We start from the raw sequence: 21,566 nt of genomic DNA, 5'->3' as shown, positions 1-21,566 counted from the left end.
GGGTAGGGTCTTTAGCAGACTAGTTGAGGCAGTTGTAGGGGCACAAATGTAGAAATATGGCGCTGCCGCGGGTGCCGTGCAGAAGGGCAAGTAAACACGAAGCCCCGGCTAACAAGGTTCGTTAGCTGCGGGGCAAATACTAGCCGTGAATGTGAATGGGAGGTGCAATTCTAAGAGGGCTAAAAAAGGTGCCATGGCCATTATTGGGTCGTCTTCAATCTTTCATGAGAAACGTGGCCATGGCACCAACTAAATACTAAACAACAACTCAAACGTATAAACCCTTGCGGGCCAGTAGCACTGTGTGATTCCAGTCAGTACAGGTGCTGTGATTCTTTGATGGTACCAAGGTAGGGGCAAGCTGAGCGTGGAAAACAATCAAAAAACAGTGATTGGTGACGCCTGTTTTCCCCCTATTTCAGGAAGTTAAAAAATTTATATAGTTGATTGTCAGTTGATTGTAGTAGGATAAAGTTAATGGATTGTGATTCATTTTCTACCTTAGATCGATGAATACAACCCTTGAACTTGTGCCCCACGTGAGCCCCGAGGCACTTCTCACGGCGATGGGGGAGACCGAGCAGCAAAAAAACACCCTGGTGTTTACCCTGCATTCCATCCTCCAAGCCGGGGGCACGGAGCAAATGGCCGTCGATCAACTCTACGGAGGGGAAGTCGCTACGACTGATAATCGGTACCGCGCCATCCGGAGCCGGCTGAACCGCTACCTGATCAAGGCCATCCTGATCAACCAGGCCATGCAACCAAAATACCGGACTTACGACGAAGCCTACGAACACGGCTATCGGCAACTCGAAGTGGCCCGGATCTTAACCCGGCGCCGCCTGTATTCCGCCGCCCGTGAGGTGGCCTCCCAAACCTTTCGCCGGGTACAACACTACGAGAATGCACGGCTCAACTTTGGTCTGGTAGATGTACTCAGTAGCCTCTATCTGGGTGTCGCCTATAACGAACAACTCTTCACCAAGTACCACGATTTATACCTGCACTATAGTAAGGTTTGTCAGGACCTCGACGTTATCACGGCCCACTACCGGGCCATCAGGAACCAGGTGTATGCCAACCACCGGTCGCCCCTGAAGATCGGTGAAATGGCCGCCAAGTTCACGGAGTTGGATCGCCCACTTCAGCAACGCAACCCGAACGTGTCGCTAGTGCAAACGATGTTCACCCAAACGGAACTGGCCAGCTATATGTACCAGGGCAAATACCTGGAAGCCATCCACAGCGCCGAAAAGGGAATGGAAGCCATTCAACGCTGTCACGGTGTGAGCATGACTTCCATCGCCATGCTGGCACTCGTGCGGGTGGACTGCACCACTAAGCTGCGTGATTTCGCCCTGGGGCAAAAACAAATCGAAGCCGCCAGCCAGTGGGTGCCGCGCGGGACGATCAACGAGCTCAAACTCTACGAATACACCATCCGGCTAAGTTTGCTCACCGAAAACTACGACCATGCCTATCAGGCCTACGCCGAGGTGGAAAAACGTGGCCTGAAGAAACTGCTGACGGCCCGCCACCAGGAATTCTGGACCATCCTCACCGCTTATATCCAAATGCTCATCCTGGCCGGTGAGATCGTGGTGCGGCCGGGCTGGCCCAAGATCAAACGGTTCCGGCTGAGTAGTTTCCTCAACAACGTGCCGGCCAACATCCGCAATAAGCAGGGGACGAACATTCAAATCCTGATCCTTCAGGCGGTGATCCTTATTCTCCAGGGTAAATACGATGCGGTCATCGACCGAACGGATGCCTTGGCCATCTACTGCAACCGTTACCTAAAAGATGATAATAACCTCAGAAATAACGCTTTCTTCAAATTGTTACTGATCGTTATCCAGGCCAATTTCAACAGTATCGCGGCGGAACGGAAATCTGCCCGCACCCTCACCCGCATGCGGGAGGCGCTGGCAACCGGGCCACAGAATGATTTGGAGATCATCGTCTACGAAAACCTCTGGCAGATCATCATGCGGCACTTGGCGGGGGTAAAGTGACCCGATGGGGCACCAACGATACGCTTAAAGTAGTACGTCCTCAATCACGATGCTGTCAATTGTATCTCCAATAGTGATGATGACCTGATTGTACCAGGTTTCAAGAGAATCGTAAGTGTCCAGGATAAGGTCAACCTGTTCTGGACTAAGTAATCCTAATATAGCTTCCAAAGCATTGTGTTTTGGTGGTTAAGTAATTGAGCGCCAGTAATTCACCCCAGGCCTAATCGGATGGACAGCCTATGAACGAGGGCTGATGATCCATTATTCAGGGTTAGATTACTCCCTGGGGAAAAGCAAATTGCCGTTGCCTTGCAAAGGTCAGCCTGCAATAGGAATAAGGATCAATCACTTAAAAGACCTCGCTGACGCAAAATTTGTCAGAATTATCACTTAAAATTAAGGTAAAAAACTGAAAGCCAACTACTTAGGTAGTTGGCTTTCAGTGGAATTGTGATGTGTGGAACAGTTGGCTTATCTGTCCTCTCTCCCATCCCGCGAACGCGCCGGCGCCCCCAAACGCTCAAACGTCCCACCATCCCGGTCGGCGTATTTGCCGCGGCCTTCTTCCTTATCATCCGCGTCGTATGCTTTGATGATGGATTTAACCAACCGGTGGCGGACAACGTCATCAGCCGTCAACTTCACTACGCCAACGCCCTTAATGGGGCCGAGGATCTTCACCGCCCGGCGCAGACCGGACTGCTGATTACGTGGCAAATCTACCTGGCTCAAGTCTCCGGTGATGATCGCCTTTGCCGAAGGGCCGAGGCGCGTCAAAAACATCTTTAGCTGGCTGGTGGTCGTGTTCTGAGCTTCGTCCATGATGACGAAACAGTTGTCCAGCGTCCGGCCCCGCATGTAGGCGAGGGGAGCGATCTCAATAATGCGCTCCTCCCGGAATTTCGCTTGCCGGTCAGCGGGGATCATATCGTCCAACGCATCGTAAAGCGGGCGTAGGTAGGGGTCGATCTTGTCCTGCAGATCACCCGGCAAGAAACCAAGGCTCTCTCCGGCCTCGACGGCGGGGCGGGTGAGGATGATCTTCTTAACGGCCTTCGTCTTCAGTGCCCGGACGGCCAGCGCCACGGCGGTGTACGTCTTACCGGTACCGGCGGGCCCGACGGCAAAGACGATGTCGTTCTTCGCCGCGGATTCCACGAGTTTAGCCTGGTTGGCGGTACGGGCTTTGATGGGCTTGCCACTCAGTCCGTACAAAATGGTTTTGTTGGACGCCCCGGGGCCTAGTTTGGTGATGAAGGGGTTTTCTCCCGCCATAATATCCTCTACGGTTTGGGTAGTGAGCTCGCGGTTATCCTGCAACAGGCGCATCATGAGCTCGAGGTGGTGCTTTACCTTTTGGGAGTCCTTCGGACCGCCCTTGATCTTGACGTTGGTGCCCCGCTGCGTGATTTTGACGTCGGGGAAGCCATCGCGAATTATGTTAAGTTTCTTATTGTTTCCACCCAATAGGGCCAGCGGATCTACGCCACTGATGGAGAGTTCGATTTCGCTCAAACGAATAGGTTTACGTCGCACCCGAATTTAGGTACTGACTCAGGCCAAGCAAACGGGAAAGGCGGCCTAAAGGTTGCGGCGTGAAGGACTCATCCAGGGGCACTCCACGCGCTTTTCAAGAGAGAATGGGACTAACAAAGTGCCTCCACCCGCCAAGCCCTTTCGCCGTACCTTCGCTTGCCGACAAACGAACAGCGTACCTCCGGCCCAACTCCTGCCATGGCTCAACCGAACACACCCGTCATTACTCTTACTACGGATTTTGGCCACGAAGACTTTCACCTCCCCCGGCTGAAGGCTCACCTAATCACGGCCGCCCCGTCGTGCCGGTTGGTGGACGTCACCCACGAAATACCACCCTACGATATCGTGCGGGCCGCCTTCATCTTTAAACGGGTGTGGCGGCAATTTCCGGAAGGCACGATCCACCTGCTCAGCGTCAACGACTTCTACAAGGTGAAGAGCCGGTTCCTGGCCATCTTGCACGATCGCCACTTCTTCGTCGGGCCCGATAATGGAATGTTCAGCCTGATCTTCGACGAGACGCCGGAAGAAACCTACGTGCTGGACGGCCTCAAGGGCATCACCTCCCTACCCGCTATTTACGCCAAGGCGATCGGCCACATCGCGGAGGAAAAGCCCTTTTACGAAGTCGGCCTGCCCCTTAAGAAATTTACCGAACGGTTGGCCTTTCAGCCCGTCATTGGTCCGGACTACATCCGCGGCACCGTCAGTTTCATCGACCGTTACGATAACGTAACGACCAACATTACCCGCGACCGTTTTGATGAGATCGGCCAGGGCCGCCCCTTTCAGCTACTGATTAAACGAATGGTGCCCCTCGTCCACCTGAGTGAGGATTACCACGACGTGGAGCAGGGGGAGACCCTCTGCCGCTTCAGTTCGGATGGCTTCCTCGAGGTAGCCATCAATTCTGGCCGCGCCGCATCCCTTCTCAGCATTCAGGAGGAGGATATGGTGCAAGTACAGTTTGAGTAGACCTTAGATAGCTAGTCGCCAGTCTCTACTTAATAAAACTCACGTAGTGCGGCAGCATTTCTAACCACAGCGGCCAGTCGTGCTCCACGTCGCCCCGCACGTCGAGCCAGTGGGGGATGTTGCGTTCCCGTAAGGTTTTGCTGAACTTCAGGTTGTTATCCAGGCAGATATCCCAGTTGCTCGTTCCGAGGATGATGTTCATCTCCCAGATCGCGGGGTCGTTGGCGCCCTGCACGAAGTCAGCCGGGTTGTTGAAATACACGTCATCGTCGTAGTACCCGTGCATGAAGGATTTGATGCTGAAGGCACCGCTCAAACAGATCAGGTGGCTCACCATCTCCGGGTGGCGGAAAGCGAAGTTGCTCGCGCTGAACCCTCCGAAGCTGATGCCGCAACAGGCTACTTTCCCCGTGCCGGTGTTCCAACGGATCTGGGGGATAAATTCCTCGGCCAGAAAGCGGTCGTACTGAATGTGGCGCAACACCTTGTGCCGCGGGTGGATCTTTGCGTACCAACTCTCGTTGTTAATACTATCCGGGCAAAATACCTGGATGAACCCCCGCTCTACGAACCACCGGATGCTTTCGATCATCCCCCGATCCTTCGCTTCAAAGTAGCTGCCCAGCGTCGTTGGGAAGATCACCAGCGGGTACCCACGGTCGCCAAAGGTGAGCATCTTTACGTTGTGGCCCAGATGGTGGCTGTAAAATTCGGTATACGTCTCTTTCATTGTGCGGGGTGTATGCCCACAAGGTAATCAGCGATTCTAAAAAATCAGGTCTGCGCTCCCGCACTTTTCATCCGGGCGCTGCCGCGGGTGCCACGTAATGGGGAGGAGAAAATGACCAAGCGGACGGCACCGGAATTAAACGCACGAGCCAAGACTATTTTGCAAACACTTGAAACCCGCTCCCAAGCTGCTACGTTCCGAGTAGCAATGGTGCCATAACTCGTGGGCACCAACGCTTAACCACCCGATCTACATGGCTTTTTCCTACGTCCGGCAAATTCTCGGCAGCGTGCTCTCCAGCCGCCGCCAGGTCATTAAACGGTCCTTCCTGATGCCCGGCCACGCCCTGGACCGTGACGTGATGATCGACGTCTACCGCCCCGCCGTACCTCCCTGGCGCCTGCTCTCCCTCGTGGTTTTCAACGACGGGCAGGATTTAGCACGGATGAACCTCGAGGACCAACTCCGCCAAGCGTATAACGATGACGTACTGAGCAACGTCCTCATCGTCGGCGTCCACGCTGGAGATCGGATGCGGGAATACGGCACGGCCGGCCGGCTGGATTACCAACAACGTGGCGACCAGTCCGAGCAATACCAGACCTTCCTGCGCGAAGAGCTCATCCCCTGGTTGGAGGACCGGTACAACATCTTTCACAACCCCGGCAAGCGTGCCATTGCCGGCTTCAGCCTTGGTGGCCTTAGTGCCTTCGACCTGGCCTGGCACAACCCCTCGGAGTTCGGCGCCGCCGGCATCTTCAGCGGCTCCCTCTGGTGGCGGAAGAAAGCCTTCACCAAAAAGTTCCCCGACCGCGACCTGATCGTGCACGATTACGTACGCAAAGCAAAAAAGGCCCCACCCGTCCGCTTCTGGTTCATGGCCGGTACTGACGACGAAACTTCCGACCGGAACAATAATGGGATCATCGACGCCATCGACGATACCCTCCAACTCATGGCCGCCCTTACCGAAAAAGGGCTCCGCGAAAACACGGACTTCACCTACGTAGAAGTGCCCGACGGGCAGCACAACCCCGAAACCTGGGGCAAGGTCATCATCGACTTCCTACGCTGGTTGTAAGTAGAGGCACCATCTAGAATCCTCCTTAAATAGAGCAGCCCGGCTACGATCATTCGTAGCCGGGCTGCTTTAGTGTTCACCCGAAGGTGAAGGCTTGGTTACTCCGGGTTACCGCAGCACCACCTTCGTCACCTCGCGGAAGCCGTCACCATCTTCCACGACGAGGAGGTAGATGCCTTCGGCCAGATCGCCGGCTTCAATGCGGTTCGTGCCTTCCGTCAACTGCGCTTTCAGTAGCAGACGGCCGGAAATATCCGTGAGGTGAGCCTGCAGGCCTCCCTCGTTCACGTCTACCGTAAAGGCACCCCGGGCGGGGTTCGGGTACACGTTGATGGAAATATCCTCCGTAAAGTCGTCGGATTCTGCCGGCTCAAAGTCAGTGGAGGGCGAGCGCATCGGAATACGGCGAGCATTGCCGTTGGCGCAACCACCGAGTACGATGTTGTCCAGGTGGACGTAGTCCCGGTTCCCGGAAGCGTCACAGCGGAAGCGTACCCGGACGTTGGCACCGAAGTTACCCGTTACCGTCACTGATTCCTGGTAGAGCGTATTGTTGTTAAAGTCCGTTCCCCGTGCCCAGGTAGCGACGGTCTGGAAGCCGCTGCCGTTATCGATCTGGAGCCAGAAGTCTTCGCCGTTTTCCATTGAGTAAGGGTAGTAGCTAAAGTCCACCGTCAACTCTTCGAAATCGCGGAGGTCCAGCGGATCGGAAGTTAGTACGGACGTAGAGGTGTTATCGCGGAGGTAAACGCTCCGGGCACCCTGAATGGGGCGGATGGTACTGCGGACGCAATCCGAACCACCGTCGTTCCAGTTGCCGTAGTTGGATTCGAAGTTGTCCGAGGTCAACGTGACGTCGGAGCAACCGCCACCGCCGGTATTACAGGGTGTGCAGGAGCCACCACAATCAACACCGGTTTCGTCGCCATTTTGTACACCATCATTACAGGTAGGGGTCGGGCCGCCACCGCCACCCACGCAGAAGCTCTTAGTCTCAGTGGAACCGAAGCTGCCGCCGGATTCATTGACGCCGCCACCGGAAAGGGCGTATGAGCCATTGCCGTAAGCACAGCAGATACCGTCGCCGTAGCTATCGTTGATCGTGAAGTCGTAACAGCCGTCGGGCAGGCAGAAGGTTTCCGTATTCGAGGTGCTGTTGCTGTAGCCGGAGCCAGAAGCCACGACGCCACCGGGGCCCGTCAGCGTCCAGGAAGTCTCGGAAGCATAACGGTCCGTAATGAGGGTAAGGGTTACCTCGGTATCTGTACAGCTGCCACCGCCGCCGCCGCCGCCACCGGGCGTTCCGCAGGCGCCGGAAGATAGAAGGCTGGAGCGGGAGCCCTGGAGGGCCGCCTGCATCCGGTTCCGCTGCCCGGCCGTAAAGAGATTCATACAGCCGTCATCGGAGTAATCCATGTAATTCTGGACCATATCCGTAGTGCCGCAACCCGCGCTGTTGGGCTGGCAACCGTAGTTGGGGCCGTCGCTATCGGGCGTGTCACTGACGAAGTCGCTGGCACCACAACCACCGTCGCCCCAGATGTGGCGTAGGTTGAGGTAGTGGCCCACCTCGTGAGTAGCCGTCCGGCCCAGGTTGAAGGGCGCCGTCGCCGTGCCCACCGTGCCGAAGTAGCGGTAATCCATCACCACGCCGTCCGTAGCGGCGGGGCCGCCGGGGAACTGGGCGTAGCCGAGGATGCCACCACCGACGTTACAGACCCACATATTCATGTAGTCGGCTGCCGGCCAGGCATTGGAGCCGCCGGAGCTGGCGCGTTTTACGGCATCATTCGTACCGAAGCCATTTACGTTGGTGGATTTCCGGATGATGCCATCCGTTGCGTTCCCGTTCGGGTCCACCGTCGCGAGGCAGAATTCGATCTCCGTGTCGGCGGCTTGTGACCAACGGCCGTCGGCATCCGCGTTGAGGCGGCGGAAGTCATCATTGAGCACCTGCATCTGGCTCTGGATCTGGCTGAGGGAGATGTTCTCAGTGTTGGTCCGGTAGACTACGTGCACCACGACGGGGATGGTGAGAATGGCCTTCTGACCTTCCTGAACCTTAAAGGACCGAGTGAATTTCTCGAGGGCTTCGAGGTTAGCGGCCCGCGCGGGGTCCGCCTGGATCTGTTGTTCGAGGACGTCCATCGAACCACAGTTACGCTGGGCCGTCACGGTTAACGACAGGCCGAACGTTGCGAGTAACAGAAAAAGTAATTTGGTAAAGCTATTAGACATAGGAGTTGATTACGCTCCACGTCTTCACGTAGTAACCAGTCGTGCAAGACAAAACGGCACCGCAAATCCGCCGGAGACCATCCGGGAATTTTATAATACCGTTAGTAAGATTTGGTGTTCCAGTTAGTACGATCGACCCAAATGCGGGGTGACGTGAAAGCAAGTGAAAAAGTTAAGACGCTGCAAACTACGTAAATTTTGTCGCGATGCGTCATCCAGATGATTAATTCGCTCGGGACTTGACTGTCTCCGTCGATTGTACGGCAGAGCGATCGAGCGTAAGTATTTTGTTTGAGATCGGTATGCGCTCCTGCTGCTTTTTAGTGCTCCCATTAAAATTTATCGCCAGCCAACAACCAGGTGCAGCTTTCTTTATTTAGCATCTACGTCATCCTAATTATATGATCGATCACCTCGTTTACGTCACCCACGATCTAGCGGCAACCACTGCCTTGCTGGAGGTAGCGCTTCACGTCACCTTTTCGGATGTCGGTCGCCACCTCAATCGGGGGACGATGAACCGCCTGCTCCGGATTGGCCCCAATACCTATTTGGAATTACTGGCCGCCGACCCCAGTGCCGACCCTAACCTGCAACCCCGCTGGATGGGAACGGATGGCCTACCGGTCACGACCAGCGGCCGCCTCACCCGCTGGGCCTGGGCCGTCACTGATGGAGCAATTCTCACCGGCGAAGACGGCCAACCCATTACCAACCAACCTTTCGAGGCGGGCAGCCGCACCCGGGCCGATGGGTCTACCCTCCACTGGAAACTGACCGACCCCGGTGCCACGCCCCTCATTTCTCCCCAACCTTTCCTTATCGACTGGCTGGGTGGCTCGACGCCGGCGCACAATTTGCCGGACCAGGGGGTGGTGCTGCAACGTCTCGCCGTCTCCGGACCTAACGTCAGCAACTTGGCTACCCTCGGTGGTAGCGCTGGCTTGTCTTTTCACAATTCCTCTACGGCTAATTTAACGGCCACGCTAATCGGTCCGCAGGGTCAACGGGTAATCCTTACCTGAGCGGTTTCCTCCTACCCATTTGTCGGCACCTGCGGCAGCGCCAAACCTTAGTTCAGTGCGCCTAAATCTTTAGCTGACGAATAACACCTTTATAAATACGACTATGCAGTACTTCGTTCTTGCCCTATTTGCCTGTCTTTGCCTGTGCACGTTGGGTTGCGATGGCAACACCAAGGCCCGCCGTGCCGCCAAGGGCGAAAGTTTCGTGCCCGACCCCAACTACCTCTTCTTCAAGAACACCCGGCAGGCGGACTACCGGGTGCTAGATGGTGGTGACCGTGGCAACCACTTCACCCACGATGATCTCTACGACTCGGACGCCACCCTCCTGCCGGTGATCTACGATAATTGGTTGGAAGACCAGGCTTTCCTGGAGCTACATACCCGCACGCAACAAGGGCCGGCCGGCCCCTCCGGCAAAGTAGAATTACTAATTACGTCGCCCAAAGGCACGAACGCTGTGAGCCTACCCGCCCGCTTGAGCTACGACAACGCGGAACAACTGAAGCACCACCTGACGACCAACCGGGAGATCAACTGGGTCACCGGCGGCGATACCTTGGTGGCCTTCCCCGGGCTCGCTCGTGACTACGCGACCATCACGATCAACGATTACTTACGGCTGGTACAACGAAAGTAGCTTGCTTAGGACCCGATCCGTTTCCACCCGTAACGGATGGCGAAGAGGAGGACCAGGAAGATCAGCAGCAGGTACTGGAACGGAATGAAGGTGAAGCCGATGATGCGGAACCGGTCCAGGAACCACATGATGACCATCGTAGCGAAGATCATCATCACCATGCCGCTCAGGCGGCCAAAACCGGGCAGGGTATCCACTTTGACGTGGCGTTTGACGATGAAGAAAGTCACCGCCATACTCGCTACGGGCAGCACCTGCAGCAATAGGTTGGTATTGTCAATCGCCTGCCGGTCAAAAAACCAGCGGTAGGCAGAGTAGGCGAAGGAGAGGATGGCCGGGATGGCGACCAGGTAGATCAGCGTGCTGAACAGGTAATTCCACGGCGGTAGGTGCCCTTCTTCCCGCTCCATCCAGCCCGCCAGCAACGCGGCGAAGGGAATGATGAGGAAGTAAAACAAAACGTGCGCCGGGTGGTCCGTTGCGTACTGAAAGAGATCTCCTAAAGTCATGCCGCGAAGGTAACAATTCGTGGTGCAGCAAGCGCTACCGGATGATGCCGTCCACCCACTTCCACGGTAGCCACCCTTCCAAGTTGAGGCGGAAACTAACTCGGTCCAGCAAGTTGCCCCGTTGCTCCAATAGGAATTTCGTGTCCGGGTCCGCCACCAGGGGTAGGTACAGCCCAACGCGACCGTCCAACGCCGTCAGTGCAGCGCCGCCCACCCAGCTCAGGGTGCCGGAGGTCGGGTCGGAGGTCGTCGCACGGAAACCGTAGTACCCAGCGTCGAGGAAGACGCCCAGTGGGACGGGCAGCTCACCCAGCGGCAGGTCTACGTCCAGGTTGGCCGCCAGCATGAAATCGTTACTCTGGAAAGCCGTGAACGAAGAACTGATGGGCGCCCGGAATCCCCCCTGGCGGCGGCCGAGTTGCTGGTCCGGCCAGCTGTTTTGGTTGGGCCCAACGTTGCGGCCGAAGTAGAGCCCGTCGCGCCGGTAATCGCTGTCGGCGTTATCCACCAGGCTGAGTGCGGACTCCGGGTAATTCGCCTGCTCGCGCAGGTCATTAGCCAGGAAGTAGCCGCCGAATACGCGCCAGCGGAAGAAGTGGTTGGCCTCGTACTGGTAGCCACCCTCCACCGTCAGGTCCAACCGTAAATGGTCGGTCTCAAAGGCTTCCGGCTGCTGGTCATCGCGGTCTTTATACTCCAGCGTCAGCGCGTAGGCGAGGGGCGTGATTTCTCGTTTGATCTCCGCCTGATAACCGAGGCGTAGAAAGAGGTTGGTCTCCGTACGCATGCCTGCGGGTTCCGGCGAACCATCGAATTCCGCCCGGTCTTTGGCTAGGTAGATGGCCTGGGCAAATACGGAGGATTCTCGCTGGGTAATGGGAGGATTGTCGAACTCAAATGCGGCCTTCAGCGCGGTGCGTTGGTAGCTATAAGCCTCCTCCGTTCGGGCCAGCGTGAAGTCGCTAAACCGCTGCGTCCCCGCGCTCAGGAGTACCTGCCGGACGCCATTGAAGGGCCGCGTGATCCGGTAGCGCCCTCCGCCAAAACCATTGAGTTGGCTACTCCCGAACCCGTACAGCGGCGCAACCATCCACTCGAAGGTCTTCGGCTCAAAACCACGGTTGTGCGCCACCAATCCTGCCTGCACGCCATCGTGAATGTTGTACCCTATAATGGGTAGCAGGTACACCCGGGCCCGCTCGGCGCTCTCAGCGCCAATCCCTAATCCGAGAGCCAATTTTCGGGCTCCGGAGCGGTTATTACCAATCTTCAGATCAAGCGGGTTGTCATCTGCGGGAAGCACGACCGCCACTGCGTCTTCACCGGCTTCCAACACAGCATCATTTTTTGGGAGCACTGGAGGAAGCCCAATTTTTTCTCCCGTCAGTGTCTCTTTTTGCGCTGCCGCGGGTGCGGAGCGAGGACCGGAATGGGACAGCGCGGATTGCCCATCGGCCAACCTGCTTACCTTCCAATCGGACGTCAGCGTGGTGGTCATCGCCTGGGTGAACCACGGCGATACCTCCGGGCCGAGGACTTCTTCGAATACCGAAAAGACATCCTCCGGCTGGGGATGGCGGAAGGACCAGCGGTCGAAATAGGTCCGCATCGCTTCGTCAAGCCGTTCCCGCCCGATGAAGGCCTCCAACTCCTGCAACGCCATGGCGGGCTTGCTGTAGGCCTGGATCCAATAATTGAACTGGCTGAGGCTGTCGGAATCGGTGTCCGGTGCCTGGTCCCGGCCCTGGCGGGCGAGGTACTGGTAACCCGTCCGGTTAAGGTCAAGTGATCCGACGAGCGGAAGTTCGACGTCGTTCGGTTCGTAAAAGGTATCCATGTAGCGGGCTTCGTAGTAGCTGTTGAAGCCCTCGTCCATCCAGGGGCTGTCCCGCTCATTGCTGCCGAGGATGCCGTAGAACCAGTTGTGGCCGACCTCGTGGGCCAGCACCTCGTCGAGCGAGCGGCCACTGTAGCTCAAGCCGATGACGGTGATCATCGGGTACTCCATCCCCGCGCCGGCGGAAAGAGCGGATTGAACGCCGGTAACCTGGGGGTAAGGGTAAGTGCCCACTTTCTCGGAGTAGAAGCGGGTGGACCGCTTAAGGTATTCGATGCTCCGCGACCAAAGATCGATCTCCGTTTCGGTGAACATGGACCAAACGTCGATGGGCTCCTCCACCCCGGGCAGGTGGAGCGTATCGTGCAATACGTTGAAGCGTTTATCCGCAAACCAGGCGAAATCGTGGACGCGGTCCGCGACGTAAGTAATGGTCTTGGTACGGTCCGAAGAAGGGGGGAAGGGTTCGCTCTCCTCCTCGCTGCGGGTGATTCCGTAGTTGGATTGAAGCATTCGTTCAAGACCGTCGTTCGCCCGGGCGAGTAGCCAGGTTCTTTCGCTGGCTTCCACTAGTGTGCCGGTTGCTCCAACGACGTAGTTTTCCGGTAAGGTGATGCTGACGCGAAAGGAGCCGAATTCGGAGTAGAATTCTCCCTGATCCAGGTAGGGCATGGCGTGCCAGCCGTCCCGATCGTAGACGGCCGGCTTGGGGTACCACTGCGTCATCTGGTAGGAATCCCCAACGTGACCCAGGCGAGAAAAACTGTTGGGGATGTTGACGCGGAAGGGTGTACGGATGGTCGCCCTTGCCCCGGGCGCGAGGGGGGAGGGGAGGGGGAGGTGTACAATATCGAGGTGTTCCTCATCCGGGCGGTGCGGAGCGGGTTGGCCGTCGACGGTAAAATTGAGGCCATCCAGTTCACCGCGCTTGCTGGCGTCGGCAAAGTGAAACTTCGTGTTGCCGTTGCGCAGCATTTGTTTGGCAAACGCCGAGGCATCGCTGGAGTAGGCGTTGGGCCAAATGTGGAAAGGGATCGCCGCCAGGACGTCGGGCGAATTATTGGTATACTCGAGGGTAAGTTGCCCGTTCAACTCATCCGTTTCGTCGTTGAGCGTCACCTTGATGTCGTAGGCTACGTCCTGCTGGAAGTAGGCCTGGCCGAATAGGGGAAGGGCCCAGGCCCAGATGAAAAGAAACGAAAACAGGCGCATGCGTCGGATTTTGGTAGGGCGAAAATAGGGTGTAGGTGCTGAGGGCAGGTTAGTCTAATCTCGGAGTAGGATGCAACCCTATTGCTAATGCTAGGTCTTTGGGTTTGACGGTATAACTTGTATTCTTTCCATTGTAATCAACCACCTAATGAAAAAGACGCTTCGCCTTCTCCTGTTTTTTGTAGTCATTCCTGCACTCAGCTACTTTGCTTTTCGGTACGGGCAACGTAAATACCACGACTACCAGTGGGAACGCAGCCACGCTGAATTCATGGCGCAGGCCACTAATACCGCTTCCGAAAACGTAACCGTCCTACGGGATTCCATCCTGATCCCCTATCAGAACAGCAAACGGACGGTTCACGTATACCTCCCACCGGGGTACCGCGAAAACGACTCCATCAGCTACCCGGTAATCTATTTCATGGATGGTGACGGTGCATTCAATGAGCTGGAGAATGAATCCGAAGAATGGCGGGTAGATGAGGTGATCGACTCCACCGTGAACGCCGGTGGGCGCGGAGCCATCGTAATTGGCCTGGAATCCGCCGAGGACCGCGACGGGGAATACACGCCCTGGCCAACCAGCGATATCCCTCAGGCCCACGGAGAAGCTTACATGAATTGGTTCTGTAAGGAGTTCAAACCCTGGGTAGATGCCAATTTCCGCACCCTCCCGGCACCCGAACACACTACCATTGGAGGTATTTCCCGCAGTGGTATGATGGCCTACTACGCCATCATGAGCCACCCCGAAACTTTCGGCGTCGCCCTAATTCAGTCCCCCTCCATGTGGGTCGACGAAGAGCGCCTTTTGGCGATGGAGCCCAATGGCGACCTGAGCAACAAGAAAGTCTTCGTCTCCGTGGGAGAATTGGAAGCACCAATGGTGCCACTGGCGCAGAAGGCCCATGATCGGCTCGCCGCAGCAGGCATTTCGGCGGATAACCGCAAGTTGACCGTCTACGAAGGGTTGGGGCACTGGCACATCACCTGGCGCCAGTCATTTGCGGAGGCTTATCCGTGGATTGTTTTGTAATGGTCTGGTCTTAAATACAACGTACCAATTGAGGCCGTGAAGGCAGGCTATACCACTATTCAGCTGGTCCTTGCCGCAATCCGGGTTAAGCAGCGTTAACGAAAGTTAAGCGGGCCAACCAAATCAAAGGGTAGATCGTCTTAGAAGCGTGAATTGCGAACGAATGACCACTGCGTATGCGTTCCAATAATTCCTTCCTTTTACCCCAAAACTATCAACATGAAAAAGCTACTCTTCGTCGTGCTGGCCGCCATTGTGGGTGGCCTTGCTGCACTCGGCGGCGCCCAGTATTTTGGCTGGAACCAATCCGTTAAATACGTTGAACTGGAAAGTAAGCCGGCGACTAATTTTGCCCGCTACGCAGATCCCTCCGGCAACTCCGGCACCGTGGCACCTGCCCCCGCCGCAGGATTTAGCGTAGCCGCCGAGAAAACACTTCCCGCAGTCGTCCACATCAAAGCCAGTAAGAAAGCAAGCGGTAGCCGCGGCGAAATGCAGATCGACCCCAATCAGCTACCTCCCGGCTTCCGGGATCTCTTCGGTGGCCCCCGTGGTGGCGGGCAGATGCCCGACCGCCTGCAGCAGGGCTCCGGCTCCGGCGTTATCATCAGCGCGGATGGCTACATCGCTACCAATAACCACGTGGTAGAGGACGCCGAAGAGCTTGAGGTCGTCCTCAACGATCAGCGGACCTACGACGCCGAGATCATTGGCGTTGACCCAACGACGGATATCGCTTTGATTAAAATTGATGCCGACCAACTTCCTACGGTAGATTTTGCCAATAGTGATGCCCTCAAAATTGGTGATTGGGTAGTAGCCGTAGGCAACCCCTTCAGCCTGACGAGCACCGTCACCGCCGGCATCGTATCCGCAAAAGGTCGGAGCATCGACATCGTCCGCCAGAGTGGTGGCGACCTCGCCATCGAATCCTTCATCCAAACGGATGCCGTTGTAAACCCCGGTAACTCCGGTGGCGCTTTGGTCGACATCAACGGAAACCTGGTGGGTATCAATACGGCCATCTCTAGCCCTACGGGTGTATTCGCGGGCTACAGTTTTGCCGTCCCCTCCGCCATCGTGAAGAAGGTGACCGAAGACTTGCGCGAGTTCGGCATCGTACAGCGGGGCCTCCTCGGTGCCAAGATTCGTGAGCTGAATACTGGTTTTGCCAAAGAACTGGGTATTGACCGCGACAATGGTGTGTACGTATCCGACGTCATCTCCGGTAGCGCCGCCGAAGAAGCTGGCCTGCAGGAAGGCGACGTCATCGTTGGTGTTGACGGTGTCACGACCCTCCGCAACAGCGAACTCCTCGAGCAATTGGGCCGCCGCCGCCCCGGTGACGTCGTCACCCTAAGCTACGAACGGGATGGCGATGCTCGCACCGCCCAGGCGAAACTGCAAAACACGGAAGGTGGGTCCGGCTCGGTGAGCCGTCCGGTAGCCGCCCGCGAAACGCAGAAACTGGGCGCCGAATTCGTTGAACTAAGCGAAGGTCAGGCCGAAGACCTGGGTATTGACGGCGGCGTGGTTATCCGTAAGATCAACGAAGGTCTGGTGGCTGAGCAGACGCGCATCCGACCCGGCTTCGTCGTACAAAAAATTGACGGCCGGACTGTTCGTAGTATTAAGGATGTGGATCGTGCCCTCTCTGGAGCGAGCGGACCGATCTCGCTGGAAGGGGTGCACCAGGATACTCCCAACCGCAAGGAACAATTTGCCGTGATCAAGTAACGGACTGTTCTAAGGGCGGCCGCAGGTCAACCCGATTCAATAGCTCGCTATTATGTTTGTAGCCATCTCCAAATAATTGGGGGTGGCTACTTTTATTTTGTCGTACCAAGACATAAGGCTGGCGGATGAACCATTTGTCCGCAACTCTCCTTGCTGAATAAGCGTCCTTCCAGTACCGTGAAAAAATTGATCCTCCTGCTTTGTTGGTCTGTATTCCTTCCCCTGCTTTCGGGTGCGGCTCAGCCTAATGATATGATTGCCGTGGACCCTCCCCGCTCACAACCCTTGCGTCTCGAGGTGACGAACGTGAAAGAAAAGACGGGCATGATCTGGGTGGGCATCTACACGGGGGATGACAACTTCCTAATCAAGGAGAAAGCCGAATTGGTCGGCGTAAAAGTGACAGCGTCGGGGACAACGTACATCGACCTCCCCGCCCTTACGATTGGTCAGGAATACTCCCTGGCGATCTTCCATGACGTGGATAACGACGGCGAAATGAACCGCAACTGGCTGGGTTTGCCCTCCGAACCCTGGGCCTTCAGTGGCGAAGCCATCACTCGCTTGCGGCTGCCCACCTTCAGCGAAACGAAGTTCCGGATGGAGGAGGACCTGGAAACTACAACGCTGCGGCTACGGATGATTTAGGCGACCGAAGCATTACCTATAATGGCACCGGTTGTCTGTGTCCGGTGCGGTCTTTCTTCTAAAATCTAACATCTAGAGTCCCCTCCTGCCGGAAAGTCCTATCCTAGAAAACAAAAAAGGCCGCGCAAATTCCACCCTCCAAGAGAATGAATTTGCGCGGCCAATTGATCGCTAATCAACTTAATCAGTCTTAGCTGCGGGGGGAGACGCCGGCATACTCGAAACGGGCTTCCCGTTCGGTGATGGGGTCCTTACCGTTGGTGCTGGCGTTTACCACGCGGCCGACGAAGAGTAAATGGTCGCCACTCGTGGTAAGGGCGTCCTCCAATTTACATTCGAGGGTAGCTACGCCGCAGTCGAGGAGGGGAGCGCCAGATTCACCTTCGCGGTAGCTGATGCCATTTACTTTGTTGTTGGAGTAGTCGACGTCCGTATTCTCGGCGAAGCGTTCGATTAGTTCCCGCTCGTCCTTACCAAGGACGGTGAGGGAGAATACCTGGCTCTTCTGGATGGTTTCGTTCAGGTTGCTGTCCTTCTGGATGGCGACCGTGATGTAGGGAGGCTCAAAACTGGACTGCGTGGCCCAGCTTACGGTGCCGGCGCTGACCCAGTCTTCGTCGCGGGTCTTGAGTTCGGAGCTGTCCGCACGGGTGGCGAGTAGGTAGTAGCCGTAGGTGAGTTGTTTCAGGGCTTCGTTGAGGTCTTTATTGGTCTGGTTGCTCATGGTTTGGATTTGATAATTTACTGATGTGATGCCCAATTGTAACTGGGTTTACTGAGCTGATGTTCGTATCCAGCTATTCGTCTTACGGGCGGCACAACGGCCTTTCCTGCCAATATTACGAGGTATTGGTCCGTTGCTCATGGTGTGTCATTCGTGGGACGGCCTACCTTTGGTTGGTGTTCAGTCTCGTTACTCACCCTTCTCCTGTGCACCTGCGGCAGCGCCCACGAATGGTGACGTAATAGAACGTACTGGAGTATTACCCGCAACTAAACCCAGAACCAAAACAAATTATGAAGCACCTAACCTATTTACTACTCTTTGCCCTTGCCTTTACCTTCGTATCCTGCGAGGATGATGAGGATCCGATTGTGGCCGGCGATACGGAACTGAGCATCAACTTTGCGGCTGAGTTTGGTGGGGAAGACCTGGCCATCCAGAGCGAGGCGTACGATTACCCCGGTGGTGACCGGCTAAAAATGCAACTGTTCCAGTACTACGTATCTGACCTCCAACTCCTGCCGGCGGATGGTGGTGACCCCGTGCTGCTCAGTGAAATTGAGTTGATCCGCTACGCCAGCGCAACCGAGGATAATGTGGATACGCGGACGTTTACCGTGCCAACGGGTGAATACACTGGGGTACGATTTGGCCTGGGCGTGAAACCGGAGCTGAACGCCGTGGACCCCAATAATTTCGCCGCCACCGACCCACTGAACGCCAACGAGTTCTGGACGGCAGCTACTCGCTACGTATTCGCCAAAATTGAAGCGAATGCGGACCTGTTGGGAGATGACATTTTCGACATCCCCGTTACAATCCACATGGGAAGCAATGACCTGTACCGCACCGTGACCTTGGACCGTGACTTCCGCCTAACCGGTAACGGGGCCGAGGAACTTACCGTTGTGACGGACATTCTCGAAGCCTTAGGTGGCAGCGATGACACCTACGACATCACTGTGGAGGCCAATCGCCGCGTCCACGGGGGTAATCAAGCTTTAGCGACCAGTGTATTTAGTGGCTTGGCGGATGAATTTACCCTCGAACGCTAGGGATGCGTGGTGCTTTTGGTCTATTACTGTTGGTCTTGGTAGGTTGCGGTGAACCGCTGCCGGAGGCTACCCCACTGCATATTCCCGAGCCGGACGCTTTCGCCAAGATCATTTACCCCGCCGACAACCCCACCACGCGGGAAGGGCTGGCGCTCGGGAGACGCTTATTTTTTGACCCCATCCTTTCGTCCGATTCAACGATCAGTTGTGGAAGTTGCCACGAGCCAGCGTTAGCCTTTGCGGATGGGCAGGCCCGTAGTATTGGAATTGACGGTAGGGTAGGGCGGCGAAACAGCCCGGGGCTGGCGAACGTCGGCTACCTCCACGAAACCCTCTTTTGGGACGGCCGGGCTTCCAACCTCGAGGCCCAGGCCCTGCACCCCATTGCCGACCCCAACGAAATGGGCGGCAGCTGGCCAGTCGTCATCTCCAAACTGCGGCGACACCCCGTTTACGCGGATGCCTTCCGCGAAGCTTTTGGGTTGGCGGACATTAACCGGCTAAACCCGGACCACGTCGGGAAGGCACTGGCGCAGTTCCAACGCAGCCTCATTTCCGCCGATAGCAAGTACGACCGGGTACAGCGGGGCGAGGCTACCTACACGGAGGCCGAAGCACTGGGCGCCGCCATCTTCTTTGATTTTGGTGACCAGCCCGAAGAACCGAAGTGGTTCGGGAAGATCCCCACCGGAGAGTGCGCCCACTGCCATACCGCCCCCCACTTCACGAACCAACGCTTTTTCAATAATGGCCTCGATGAGGTGATCGACCTGACTAAGTTTAAGGACAAGGGGCGGGGAGCCGTCACCGCCAACCCCTACGAAAATGGATTGTTTCGGGCGCCCAGCCTCCGCAACGTTGCCCTGACCGCGCCCTACATGCACGACGGCCGGATGGCCAACCTCGAGGAAGTGGTGGACCATTACGATACCGGTGGCCGGTACGCCGAAAACCGAAGTGCTAACGTGATGCCCATCGGCCTCAAACCCGAAGAAAAAGCGGGTTTGGTCGCCTTCCTGCAAACCCTGACGGACAGTAGCTTTGTTACTAATCCCGCTTACCAACCACTTCAACTCAAGTGATGCCCTTCCGGATTCTGCTGCTTTTCGCGGGTTTTTTCGTCATCGCTAGCGTAACCGCCTGCGGGCCGGATGACGATGACAACGGCGGAGAACCGGTGCCGTGCGCGAATTGCCCGGTGACCGATCCCGACCCGTTGATTGAAGGGCCATCCGTGCCGACTGCTTTCGCCGTTGACGTCCCCGACTACCTGCCCCGGCCGGTGCTGGACGCCGATAATCCACTGACGGTAGAAGGCATTGAGCTCGGTCGCCGACTATTCTACGATAAGATCATGGGTCGGGATAGCGCCTTCTCCTGCTCCGAATGCCACAAACAGGAGCTGGCCTTTACCGACGGCCGGGCGCTGGCCGAAGGAATCGACGGGCGGGTAGGGCGCCGTAGCGCGATGTCGCTGGTCAACCTCGTCTTCAATGGCAACGGATTCAACTGGGACGGTAGCTCCGGTAAATTGTGGGAACAGGCCATTCACCCGGTAGAGAACATGCTGGAGATGGATGAAGAGTGGGAAAACGTCCTTACCCGTTTGCGAAAGCACGAGGATTACCGCCGGCGCTTCCGGGCGGCCTTTGGTATCGACCGGCCGAGTGAACTGAACCGCGAGATGGTGGCTAAAGCCATCGCCCAATTTGAGTCCACCATTATCTCGGCGGATAGTCATTTCGACCGGGTAGTCTATCAGAATACCGAGTTCTTTACCGAAGAAGAGCAGTTGGGCGCGGACAGCCTTTTCTTCGTGGAGGACGTGCCTCTCGGTGCCCTCCACCCCGGTTGTGGGCACTGCCACAACGCCCCGGCTTTCGGTGATGACCGGTTCAAGAATAACGGCCTGGATGACGTGGCCAACCTGGACGACTTCCCCGACAAAGGCTTTGGTGACGTATCCGGTAGCCGCTTCGATAACGGAAAATTCCGCACGCCCACACTCCGAAATATTGCCTTGACGGCGCCCTACATGCACGATGGTCGTTTCGCAACCCTGGAGGAAGTCATCGATCACTACGCGGCCGGTGGGCACGGGGTGGAGAATGAGGACCCCAATATCACGGGCTTTCCCATCACCGACCGGCAGAAAGCAGCCCTGGTAGCCTTTCTGGAATCCCTGACGGATGAGACGCTGATAAATAATCCAAATTTTTCTGATCCTTTTCAGTAGTCCGCGTGAGCATTATGTTTCACAATGTTGGATTGGATTCCATTCGAAAACGCCGGTATAGCATAGAGTTTTTGAGGGTGATACTAGTATTTTGGATGCTGCTATTCCTCTTGCAGGCCAAAATTTTTCACAAATTCAATTTTGTGTCATTGGGTTTTGCGGGTGGGATGACGATCATTGTATTGTTGATGGGAACGGGAAGGAAAGATCCGGGTCCATTGATGTTAAAGCATCACTGATGCTTCAGCTGATTTTCTATTTTGAGATTACGATTTGCGTGAGGGCAAGTGTGGCTAGAAGGCTACACTTGCCTTTCGTTA

The 21,566-nt window shown here is 56.3% G+C and carries 18 protein-coding genes; 11 read left to right on the top strand and 7 right to left on the bottom strand.

Annotated elements, in window-relative coordinates:
- Positions 1–509: 509 nt before the first annotated feature.
- Positions 510–2,018, top strand: coding sequence for a hypothetical protein (locus A3850_RS19070; protein ID WP_068221039.1), 1,509 nt, complete (start codon positions 510–512; stop codon positions 2,016–2,018).
- Between the two features lie 24 nt (positions 2,019–2,042).
- On the opposite strand, the gene A3850_RS20270 is transcribed toward A3850_RS19070, so the two are convergent.
- Together A3850_RS20270 and A3850_RS19065 are read right to left on the bottom strand one after the other, a co-directional pair.
- Positions 2,043–2,189: a hypothetical protein gene (locus tag A3850_RS20270; RefSeq protein ID WP_157501464.1), complete on the bottom strand. Its 147-nt coding sequence runs from the start codon at positions 2,187–2,189 to the stop codon at positions 2,043–2,045.
- A gap of 303 nt (positions 2,190–2,492) precedes the next feature.
- Complete coding sequence (locus A3850_RS19065; protein ID WP_068221036.1) at positions 2,493–3,536, bottom strand: PhoH family protein; 1,044 nt, start codon at positions 3,534–3,536, stop codon at positions 2,493–2,495.
- 219 nt (positions 3,537–3,755) lie between these two features.
- Between A3850_RS19065 and A3850_RS19060 the strand changes: the two genes are divergently transcribed.
- Positions 3,756–4,535 (top strand): S-adenosyl-l-methionine hydroxide adenosyltransferase family protein, encoded by a 780-nt coding sequence (locus A3850_RS19060; RefSeq protein WP_068221194.1) that lies wholly within the window; start codon positions 3,756–3,758, stop codon positions 4,533–4,535.
- Positions 4,536–4,560: 25 nt separating this feature from the next.
- Here A3850_RS19060 and A3850_RS19055 read toward each other — a convergent pair whose 3' ends face one another.
- Positions 4,561–5,265, bottom strand: a complete 705-nt coding sequence (locus A3850_RS19055) for an alpha/beta hydrolase-fold protein (protein WP_068221033.1) — start codon at positions 5,263–5,265, stop codon at positions 4,561–4,563.
- Positions 5,266–5,518: 253 nt separating this feature from the next.
- On the opposite strand from A3850_RS19055, the gene A3850_RS19050 reads away from it, so the two are divergent.
- Entirely contained in the window at positions 5,519–6,346 is an 828-nt protein-coding gene (locus A3850_RS19050; RefSeq protein WP_068221031.1) for an esterase family protein, read from the top strand.
- A gap of 108 nt (positions 6,347–6,454) precedes the next feature.
- Here the strand turns inward: A3850_RS19050 and A3850_RS19045 are convergent, their stop codons facing one another.
- Positions 6,455–8,584, bottom strand: coding sequence for a M43 family zinc metalloprotease (locus tag A3850_RS19045; protein ID WP_068221025.1), 2,130 nt, complete (start codon positions 8,582–8,584; stop codon positions 6,455–6,457).
- Between the two features lie 401 nt (positions 8,585–8,985).
- On the opposite strand from A3850_RS19045, the gene A3850_RS19040 reads away from it, so the two are divergent.
- Together A3850_RS19040 and A3850_RS19035 are read left to right on the top strand one after the other, a co-directional pair.
- Positions 8,986–9,609, top strand: coding sequence for a VOC family protein (locus A3850_RS19040; protein WP_068221022.1), 624 nt, complete (start codon positions 8,986–8,988; stop codon positions 9,607–9,609).
- 103 nt (positions 9,610–9,712) lie between these two features.
- Positions 9,713–10,249 (top strand): hypothetical protein, encoded by a 537-nt coding sequence (locus A3850_RS19035; protein WP_068221019.1) that lies wholly within the window; start codon positions 9,713–9,715, stop codon positions 10,247–10,249.
- A gap of 5 nt (positions 10,250–10,254) precedes the next feature.
- Here the strand turns inward: A3850_RS19035 and A3850_RS19030 are convergent, their stop codons facing one another.
- Both A3850_RS19030 and A3850_RS19025 read right to left on the bottom strand, forming a co-directional pair.
- Positions 10,255–10,758 carry a hypothetical protein gene (locus A3850_RS19030; RefSeq protein WP_068221016.1) on the bottom strand — a complete coding sequence of 168 codons (504 nt, stop codon included), beginning with the start codon at positions 10,756–10,758 and terminating at the stop codon, positions 10,255–10,257.
- Positions 10,759–10,792: 34 nt separating this feature from the next.
- Complete coding sequence (locus A3850_RS19025) at positions 10,793–13,807, bottom strand: M1 family metallopeptidase (protein ID WP_068221013.1); 3,015 nt, start codon at positions 13,805–13,807, stop codon at positions 10,793–10,795.
- Positions 13,808–13,955: 148 nt separating this feature from the next.
- Here A3850_RS19025 and A3850_RS19020 point away from each other — a divergent pair, with 148 nt between their 5' ends.
- The 3 genes from A3850_RS19020 (at position 13,956) to A3850_RS19010 (ending at position 17,231) form a co-directional block, all read left to right on the top strand.
- Positions 13,956–14,846, top strand: a complete 891-nt coding sequence (locus A3850_RS19020; protein WP_068221010.1) for an alpha/beta hydrolase-fold protein — start codon at positions 13,956–13,958, stop codon at positions 14,844–14,846.
- 219 nt (positions 14,847–15,065) lie between these two features.
- Positions 15,066–16,583, top strand: a complete 1,518-nt coding sequence (locus A3850_RS19015) for a trypsin-like peptidase domain-containing protein (protein WP_068221007.1) — start codon at positions 15,066–15,068, stop codon at positions 16,581–16,583.
- A gap of 186 nt (positions 16,584–16,769) precedes the next feature.
- Positions 16,770–17,231 (top strand): DUF2141 domain-containing protein, encoded by a 462-nt coding sequence (locus A3850_RS19010; protein ID WP_157501461.1) that lies wholly within the window; start codon positions 16,770–16,772, stop codon positions 17,229–17,231.
- 190 nt (positions 17,232–17,421) lie between these two features.
- On the opposite strand, the gene A3850_RS19005 is transcribed toward A3850_RS19010, so the two are convergent.
- The gene (locus A3850_RS19005) at positions 17,422–17,955 is read right to left on the bottom strand and encodes a flavin reductase family protein (protein WP_068221000.1); all 534 of its coding nucleotides are present in this window, start codon (positions 17,953–17,955) and stop codon (positions 17,422–17,424) included.
- 293 nt (positions 17,956–18,248) lie between these two features.
- On the opposite strand from A3850_RS19005, the gene A3850_RS19000 reads away from it, so the two are divergent.
- Genes A3850_RS19000 through A3850_RS18990 form a run of 3 tightly spaced genes read left to right on the top strand, consistent with a single transcriptional unit; the run spans position 18,249 to position 21,246 of the window.
- Complete coding sequence (locus A3850_RS19000; protein WP_068220997.1) at positions 18,249–19,010, top strand: MbnP family protein; 762 nt, start codon at positions 18,249–18,251, stop codon at positions 19,008–19,010.
- Positions 19,011–19,012: 2 nt separating this feature from the next.
- Positions 19,013–20,092: a cytochrome-c peroxidase gene (locus tag A3850_RS18995; RefSeq protein ID WP_231915367.1), complete on the top strand. Its 1,080-nt coding sequence runs from the start codon at positions 19,013–19,015 to the stop codon at positions 20,090–20,092.
- Complete coding sequence (locus A3850_RS18990) at positions 20,092–21,246, top strand: cytochrome-c peroxidase (protein ID WP_076639982.1); 1,155 nt, start codon at positions 20,092–20,094, stop codon at positions 21,244–21,246. Before A3850_RS18995 ends, A3850_RS18990 begins: the two co-directional genes overlap by 1 nt.
- Positions 21,247–21,566: the final 320 nt, after the last annotated feature.

The sequence above is a fragment of the Lewinella sp. 4G2 genome (assembly GCF_001625015.1).
Taxonomy (GTDB): Bacteria; Bacteroidota; Bacteroidia; order Chitinophagales; family Saprospiraceae; genus Neolewinella.
The sequence above is the reverse complement of the archived record's forward strand: the minus strand, read 5'-3'. Positions and strand labels throughout refer to the sequence as shown.

Coding starts and splice junctions, on each gene's coding strand:
- A3850_RS19070 (WP_068221039.1), top strand. CDS start 510: ATGAATACAACCCTTGAACTTGTGCCCCACGTGAGCCCCGAGGCACTT.
- A3850_RS19060 (WP_068221194.1), top strand. CDS start 3,756: ATGGCTCAACCGAACACACCCGTCATTACTCTTACTACGGATTTTGGC.
- A3850_RS19055 (WP_068221033.1), bottom strand. CDS start 5,265: ATGAAAGAGACGTATACCGAATTTTACAGCCACCATCTGGGCCACAAC.
- A3850_RS19050 (WP_068221031.1), top strand. CDS start 5,519: ATGGCTTTTTCCTACGTCCGGCAAATTCTCGGCAGCGTGCTCTCCAGC.
- A3850_RS19045 (WP_068221025.1), bottom strand. CDS start 8,584: ATGTCTAATAGCTTTACCAAATTACTTTTTCTGTTACTCGCAACGTTC.
- A3850_RS19040 (WP_068221022.1), top strand. CDS start 8,986: ATGATCGATCACCTCGTTTACGTCACCCACGATCTAGCGGCAACCACT.
- A3850_RS19035 (WP_068221019.1), top strand. CDS start 9,713: ATGCAGTACTTCGTTCTTGCCCTATTTGCCTGTCTTTGCCTGTGCACG.
- A3850_RS19030 (WP_068221016.1), bottom strand. CDS start 10,758: ATGACTTTAGGAGATCTCTTTCAGTACGCAACGGACCACCCGGCGCAC.
- A3850_RS19025 (WP_068221013.1), bottom strand. CDS start 13,807: ATGCGCCTGTTTTCGTTTCTTTTCATCTGGGCCTGGGCCCTTCCCCTA.
- A3850_RS19020 (WP_068221010.1), top strand. CDS start 13,956: ATGAAAAAGACGCTTCGCCTTCTCCTGTTTTTTGTAGTCATTCCTGCA.
- A3850_RS19015 (WP_068221007.1), top strand. CDS start 15,066: ATGAAAAAGCTACTCTTCGTCGTGCTGGCCGCCATTGTGGGTGGCCTT.
- A3850_RS19005 (WP_068221000.1), bottom strand. CDS start 17,955: ATGAGCAACCAGACCAATAAAGACCTCAACGAAGCCCTGAAACAACTC.
- A3850_RS19000 (WP_068220997.1), top strand. CDS start 18,249: ATGAAGCACCTAACCTATTTACTACTCTTTGCCCTTGCCTTTACCTTC.
- A3850_RS18995 (WP_231915367.1), top strand. CDS start 19,013: ATGCGTGGTGCTTTTGGTCTATTACTGTTGGTCTTGGTAGGTTGCGGT.
- A3850_RS18990 (WP_076639982.1), top strand. CDS start 20,092: ATGCCCTTCCGGATTCTGCTGCTTTTCGCGGGTTTTTTCGTCATCGCT.